The 4,906-nt window shown below is 62.0% G+C and carries 2 protein-coding genes; both read left to right on the forward strand.

What is annotated here, in order from left to right:
* A partial coding sequence (locus AC2VOU_RS09750) for an MMPL/RND family transporter (RefSeq protein ID WP_486957187.1) occupies window positions 1-2,778 on the forward strand: 2,778 nt, incomplete at its 5' end.
* Between the two features lie 671 nt (window positions 2,779-3,449).
* On the forward strand, window positions 3,450-4,906 hold a 1,457-nt coding region (locus AC2VOU_RS09755), incomplete at its 3' end, for a cbb3-type cytochrome c oxidase subunit I (protein ID WP_486957188.1).

A 4,906-nucleotide genomic window follows, 5' to 3' on the forward strand; every position in this document is an offset into this window, starting at 1 on the left:
GAGTCGGGGGCGCGCAACCACGCGGTGCCGATGGCGCCACAGGATGCCCCGGCGATGAGCGCGGCCAAGCAGATCGGTGCGACGTTTCACGAATCGCACTCCGACAGCAGCGCGATGATCGTCTGGGAGAGCGACACGCCGCTCGGCGAGCAGGCGCATCGCTACTACGACGGCCTGGTTCGCACGTTGCAGGCCGACACCAAGCACGTTCAGCTCGTCCAGAACGTCTGGGGAGATCCCCTGACGGCCGCCGGGGTACAGAGCCGGGACGGCAAAGCCGCGTACGTCGAACTGAATCTGGCCGGCGACCAGGGCAGCACCCTGGGAAACGAGTCGGTGAAAGCGGTGCGCGAGATCATCGAGAAGTCAGCGCCGCCCGCCGGCCTCAAGGTCTACGAAACCGGTCCGGCGCCGTTGAACACGGACATGAACGATGCCGCCGACAAGAGCATGCTGATCATGATGGGCGTGACGGGCGTGGTCATCATGGTCATGCTCTTCATCGCTTATCGATCCGTCAGCACGGTACTGCTGATCCTGGTCATGGTCGGCTTCGAGATGGGCACGGCCAGAGGGCTTGTCGCGTTACTGGGAAACAACGACTGGCTGGGTTTTTCGACGTTCGTGGTGGCCATGCTGTCGTCGCTTGCCATCGCAGCCGGGACCGATTACGCGATCTTCCTCGTCGGCCGCTACCAAGAGGCCCGCCAGGCCGGTGAAGACCGAGAAACCGCCTACTACTCGATGTTTCGCGGCACTTTTCACATCATCATGGGCTCGGGACTGACGATCGCCGGTGCCACGTTCTGCCTGCACCTGGCGCGACTCTCGTATTTCAAGGCGTTGGGTATTCCGTCCGCGCTGGGCCTGCTCGTCGTCGTCGCCGGAGCTCTGACCGCGGCACCTGCCGTCGTCGTGGTCGCCAGCCGGTTCGGCTGGCTTGACCCGAAAAGGCTTGTCAAAGTGCATGGTTGGCGGCGCATCGGCACCGCCACCGTGCGCTGGCCCGCACCGGTGCTGGCGGTCTCGCTGGCCCTGGCGATCGTCGGTATCCTGATCATGCCGAGCATGACGGTCAGCTACAACGACCGCTTCTATATTCCCAGTGACCTGCCGTCCAGTGTCGGCTATGCCGCCGCGGAGCGTCATTTCAGCGCCGCCACCATGAATCCCGACATCCTGATGATCAAAGGCGATCACGACATGCGCAACAGCGCTGACATGATCATCCTCGACCGGATCGCCAAGGACGTCTTCCGTTCGCCGGGAATTGCCATGGTGCAGAGCATCACCCGGCCGCTGGGTGGGCCGATCGAGCACACCTCGATACCGTTCCAGATCAGTGCCCAGTCGATTCCGATCCAGGAAAACGTGCAGTTCATGAAGGACCGGGCGGCCGACATGCTCAAGATGAGCGACGATCTCGGCGTCATGATCGGTTCGATGCAACGGATGCAGGGCCTGCTTGGGCAGATGGCCGCCACCACGCATCACATGGTGGGCGATTTGGCAGAGGCGAAGCTCACCGCCGACGAATTGCGGGATCAGCTGGCGGATTTCGACGACTTCGTGAGGCCCATCCACGACTACGTCTACGCCGAGCAGCACTGCTACGACATCCCGGTCTGCTGGGCGGTGCATTCGATGTTCGACGCACTCGATGAGTCCGACAAGTTCAGTGATGACATAAAAGCGCTTGTGGACGACGTCCACAATATCGACGCGATATTGCCGCAGATGGTCGCCGAGTTCCCGCCGATCATCGCGGTCGCCAAATCCATGCGGGGAACCCTGCTGACGATGCACAGCAGCTTCGCGGGGCTGATCACGCAGATGGCAGAGATGACTGACACCGCCAGCGCGATGGGCCAGGCCTTCGACACCTCGCGCGGTGGCGACTACTTCTACCTGCCACCGGAAGCGTTCAAGAATGCCGACTTCCAGCGTGGCTTGAAGCTGTTCTTGTCGCCGGACGGTAAAGCCGCGCGCTTCATCATCACCCACGGCGCGGATCCGGCGACCCCGGCAGGTATTTCCGCAGTCCTGCCGGAACTGGCTGCCGCGCATCAGGCGGTCAAGGGAACGGCTCTCACCGACGCGAAGTTCTACCTCGCCGGGACCGCGGCGATCTACCGCGACATCCAGTCAGGCTCCCACTACGACCTGCTGATCGTGGGGCTCGCGGCGCTGACGCTGATCTTCGTCGTCATGGTGCTCATCACCCGGGCCCTGGTCGCCTCCCTGCTGATCGTCGGGACGGTGCTGCTGTCGCTGGGCGCCGCGTTCGGACTCTCGGTATTGGTGTGGCAGCACATCCTGGGTTTGGAGTTGAACTGGATCGCGCCGGTGTTCGGGTTGATCATCTTGCTGGCTGTCGGCTCGGACTACAACCTGCTGTTGGTGTCGCGGTTCCAGGAGGAGATCGGCGCCGGGCTGAAGACCGGCATCATCCGATCCATGGGCAGCACCGGCGGGGTCGTCACCGCGGCCGGCCTGGTGTTCGCCTTCACCATGATGTCGATGGTCGCCAGCGACCTGATCTCAATCGGTCAGGCCGGCAGCACGATCGGGCTTGGGCTGCTGTTCGACACGCTGATTGTGCGCTCGTTGATGACACCGTCGATCGCCGCGCTGCTCGGCCGCTGGTTCTGGTGGCCGCTCAAAGTGCGGCCGCGTCCGGCCAGCACCATGCTGCGGCCCTTCGGAACACGTCAATTGGTGCGTTCGCTGATACTGGGAGAGGACGCCGACGCGGCGGAACATTCGCGCAGCCATTGACGCGGGACCGTCCATGATTGTGGACGTGCCCCAACTGTTTCTTGTCTCCGCGAGAGCCTGATCGACCGGGCAGGCCGAGGGGCCACGCCGTTTTCGGCGAGACGTTCACACCTTCACGACCCGGCCAACTCTTCACAGCAGCGACGTTTTCTTGGCCTGCATCCGGGTATCCACTGCCAAACGAGGTGGCCAGCGTGGGCGATTGGCCGGGACGAGTGGGGAGGGCGCCTGTGCCCGTTAACAGCGGAGATCCGATCGACCATGACCGCACACATCAGCCGCGGGCGGGCGTGGCGTTCAAAGACAACCGCCAGCTGATCGGCTACCTGTTGATCGGCGCCGCAGTGGGCGGGGTGATGGTGTCTCTTTTCTTGGCCGGCATAGGGCACGGCGGGGGCTCGACTGCAATCGGCATCCTAGCGCTGGCCAGTGCGACTGTGGGCTGGCTCTGGTTGTACTTGGCTCGACGCCGAGTCGCGCGTTTAGGGCGAGGCACGCCCGCTGATTCAACCCGCAATATGCGTTCCGCCCGATAAGAAGGTCGCACCTCGATGTCATCAAGTACCACCGCTTTCTCACGTCGGCGCATCAGCGCTTCGCCGCCACGGCACTTACGAGTGGAGTGTCCATCTTTCCCGCACGGGGCCATCACGCAGAGGGGATGACGATACATGACAGCTGAAGCACCGCCGAATACTCCTCTGCAAGCACGGCGTCCATTTCCAGCCCGTGCGGGGCTGAAGGGGACGCTGGCTTACCAGCTGGTGACTACCACCGATCACAAGCTGATCGGGATGATGTACGTAATCACCTGCTACTTGTTGTTTTTCGCGGGCGGACTGATGGCCCTGTTGATGCGTAGTGAGCTGGCCGCGCCCGGCATGCAGTTTTTGTCCAACGAGCAATACAACCAGTTGTTCACGATGCACGGCACCGTCATGCTGCTGCTCTTTGCCACCCCGATCGTGTTCGGGTTCGCCAATTTGATCATACCGATGCAGATCGGCGCGCCTGACGTCGCATTTCCTCGGTTGAATGCGCTGTCGTACTGGTTGTTCTTGTTTGGCTCGCTGACCGTTATTTCAGGTTTCATCACCCCTGGCGGGGCCGCCGACTTCGGCTGGACGGCCTACACGCCGCTGTCGGATGCGACGCACAGTCCCGGCGCCGGTGGCGATCTCTGGATCACGGGTCTGATCGTCGCAGGACTGGGCACCATACTGGGTGGGGTCAACATGATCACCACCGTGGTGTGTTTGCGTGCCCCCGGCATGACGATGTTCCGGATGCCGGTGTTCACCTGGGATATTCTGGTGACTTCGATCTTGGTGTTGATGGCCTTCCCGCCGCTGACGGCGGCGCTGTTCGGGCTTGCCTATGATCGCCAGCTGGGAGGTCATATTTACGACCCGGCCAATGGCGGTCCGGTCCTGTGGCAGCACTTATTCTGGTTTTTCGGTCACCCGGAGGTTTATATCGTGGCGCTGCCGTTTTTCGGTGTCGTCACCGAGATCCTCCCGGTGTTCAGCCGCAAGCCGGTCTTTGGTTACACCTCAATCGTGTACGCCACCATCGGCATCGCTGGGCTGTCGATGACGGTGTGGGCCCATCACATGTTCGCCACCGGCGCCGTTCTGCTGCCCTTCTTCTCGTTCACCTCATACCTGATCGCGATACCAACCGGCATAAAATTCGTCAATTGGGTCGGCACCATGTGGAAGGGACAACTGACCTTCGAGACCCCGATGCTGTGGTCGATGGGTTTCCTCGCCACCTTCCTACTGGGCGGCGTAACCGGCGTCCTGCTGGCCAGCCCGCCGCTGGACTTTCAGGTCACCGACTCCTACTTTCTGGTGGCACATTTCCATTACACGTTGTTCGGTACCGTCGTCTTCGCCTCGTTTGCCGGGGTCTATTTCTGGTTCCCGAAGATGATCGGACGGCGGCTCGACGAGCGCATGGGCAAGCTGCATTTCTGGTTGACCTTCATCGGCTTCAACACCACATTTTTGGTGCAGTTCTGGCTGGGTGATATGGGCATGCCGCGCCGGTATGCCGATTACCTGCCGACCGATGGCTTCACCGCGTTAAACGTCATCTCCACGCTCGGGTCCTTCATCCTCGGAGT

This window comes from Mycobacterium sp. TH-M25, from assembly GCF_057473665.1.